We start from the raw sequence: 1139 nt of genomic DNA, 5'->3' as shown, positions 1-1139 counted from the left end.
CATCAGAGCAAATCACAACGGGTGTAGAAAACCAACCTCCCATTCACGAGCAAGAGAACGTTCCCAAAAAAGCAAAACGAGTACAAGCTAATCGCGGTTGTCGATTGCCTACGGATTTTGAACCCGATTACGATTTTGCAATCGAAGAGGGCTTGCCTCCGGAGCGCGTCAAAGTCGAAATTGCAAAGTTTCGAGATTACTGGCGTTCAAAAGCCGGAGCAAATGCAACCAAAATCGATTGGCAAGCAACATGGCGTAACTGGGTGCGAAAAGCTATCGAGGATTTAGAAAAAACAAAAAACACGAACAACAATGGTGGAAACAATGGAAACTTTTCAAAAGATCAAAGAACTCGTGGTAGTACCGGAGAGACAATCCGTAATCTTATCGGTGCAACACAGCTTAGTGACGCCTCTACAAGATATCGTGCAACAGATAGAGCAATGTGTAACTCTGGAGTTCCCATGGACCTTGAGAAATGGCATTCAATTGACAAAAAACCTAGAGAAACAAGCCTTAGAAGCTTATCAGACTGTTCAAAACTTACTTACCGTGAAAGCGTCTGTTGAAGACATAGCAGAGGCTCTTGATGTTCTTGAAGGTGGTTTGACAATGCAAAAAGTTTCGAATGTAGAAGCGCGTGCAAAGGCTTATATCGCAGCTCTTAACGGCATTTCACTCTGGTCTTTATTGCAAGCTGTTAAAAATCTTATACGTGGTGAAGCAAAAGGCATGTCCACAACATTTGTGCCCTCATGCGCTGATCTAGCGCAGTATTGTCGTGATTTAGAAAGCAGGCTTTATGGTGTTGCTGAGAGAGTTTTTACAGCAGTTGAAAATACGCGTAACCTAGCCTTAGGAGGCAAGCGCATTTCATTCATGAGAATAGGAAAGCCTAGTGAAGAGTGTCATGACAGTAGCAATTCTAAAGCGGCTTAAAACAGCAAACTAGTGAAAAGTGCTGATCATTTTACGATTAGGCATGTATTTAAATCGATAAAAAGGTACCGTAGGAAATAAATATGTTTACAGATAAACAGCTAAGAGCCTTGTTTGGTATTATAACTTTTATATTTTTATGTTTTTTAGGAATTAAAAAAAATCCCTACTTTATTCAAAGTATTTTGATATTTGCATCT

At 40.2% G+C, this 1139-nt stretch carries 1 protein-coding gene and 1 pseudogene; both read left to right on the top strand.

What is annotated here, in order from left to right; genetic code table 11:
* Nucleotides 1–569, top strand: a pseudogene (locus tag ACFIKX_RS08945) (hypothetical protein); the annotation flags it as partial.
* A complete protein-coding gene (locus ACFIKX_RS08940; protein WP_273754097.1) occupies nucleotides 553–939 on the top strand; it encodes a hypothetical protein in 387 nt (128 codons plus the stop codon). The pseudogene ACFIKX_RS08945 and the gene ACFIKX_RS08940, both read left to right, overlap by 17 nt.
* The last annotated feature ends 200 nt before the right edge of the window (nucleotides 940–1139 follow it).

The organism is Bartonella sp. CM86QHHN, from assembly GCF_042194695.1.
Lineage (GTDB): Bacteria > Pseudomonadota > Alphaproteobacteria > Rhizobiales > Rhizobiaceae > Bartonella.
The sequence above is the reverse complement of the archived record's forward strand: the minus strand, read 5'-3'. Positions and strand labels throughout refer to the sequence as shown.